This window comes from Pseudoalteromonas sp. ESRF-bin5, from assembly GCF_002632075.1.
In the GTDB taxonomy this organism is placed as follows: domain Bacteria; phylum Pseudomonadota; class Gammaproteobacteria; order Enterobacterales; family Alteromonadaceae; genus Pseudoalteromonas; species Pseudoalteromonas marina.
The window spans coordinates 1-1,268 of the sequence record NZ_NTLW01000299.1 but is presented as its reverse complement, the minus strand read 5'-3'; the positions used below and the strand labels follow the sequence as shown (position 1 = coordinate 1,268).

General features: G+C 43.0%; 1 protein-coding gene and 1 pseudogene. Both read right to left on the bottom strand.

Annotation, left to right across the window (positions count from 1 at the left end):
- The coding region (locus tag BCG07_RS18400; protein WP_286891450.1) for a transposase at window positions 1-300 on the bottom strand (300 nt) is incomplete at its 3' end.
- A gap of 365 nt (window positions 301-665) precedes the next feature.
- A pseudogene (locus tag BCG07_RS18395) lies at window positions 666-1,268 on the bottom strand (glycine dehydrogenase (aminomethyl-transferring)); the annotation flags it as partial.

Below are 1,268 nucleotides of genomic sequence, written 5' to 3'. Positions count from 1 at the left end.
GCCCCTGAACAGTGCACCATCTGTGTTATGTGTTCGATTAAAGTATTGAGTGTAAAGGCCGTTAATGTGCTTCATGGCTCGGCCTAAGTTAGCATCGGGAGTTTTTATTAGCAGATGGTAATGATTGGTCATCAAACAATACGAATGCACTTCAATATTAAAGCGAAGGCTTGCTTGCTCAATGCAGTATAAAAAACACTTAAAGTCGTCATCGCTCAAAAAAGTATTTTCGTGCCCTCTTCCACGATTCATCACATGATAAAACGCATTCTCATACTCTATTCGCAACGGCCTAGACATAGCAATTCACTCCATAAGCAGTAAACTATAAAGCTAGACCTTTGATGTCTGAAGTCAAGATTTGACCCCTTTTTTCTTCATTATCGGTGATGATAACCTTAAGCACCTATTCAAATACTGATTCGGGCTGCCGCCCGCGCGTCAGCAAGCTAAACGCCTACAATAAATAACACATACTCTTGGCTTTTGAGCGAGTAAGTATATTTGTGATTTGTTGGGTTTCGTTGCACTCTACCCAACCTACCTTCATATAATTTATGGCGAATCACCACACACAAAAAAGCCGTTGCATTGCTGCAACGGCTTTTATAACTTTGATAAATCCCACTCTACAGTGGAACTTACTACCCATTAAAGTTCAAAAATTAATCGCGGTAAGTCTCAACCGCTGGGCATGAACATACTAAGTTACGGTCGCCGTATACGTCATCTATTCGTGTAACGGTTGGCCAAAACTTATCTTTAGCAACGCTTGGCACTGGAAATGCAGCGTAAAAACGGTCGTACGCGCGGTCCCATTCGTTACCTAACACGTCTGCTTGTGTGTGCGGTGCAAACACAAGTGGGTTGTTTTCGATTGACCATTCGCCAGAGATTACTTTGTCGATTTCGCCTTTGATTGACACCATTGCTTCGATAAAGCGGTCTATCTCGCCTTTTGATTCGGATTCAGTTGGCTCAATCATTAACGTGCCCGCAACTGGGAACGACATAGTAGGTGAGTGGAAGCCGTAATCTTGTAGGCGCTTAGCGACGTCCATTTCAGTAATGCCTGACGCTTCTTTTAATGGGCGTAAATCAACAATACATTCGTGAGCAACGCGATTGTTACGGCCACGGTATAAAATTGGGAAGTGCTGACTTAACTCGTGCGTTAAGTAGTTAGCGTTTACAATGGCCATTTCGGTGGCTTGTTTTAAGCCCTCTGAGCCCATCATGGTAATGTAAGCCCATGAAATAGGTAAAAT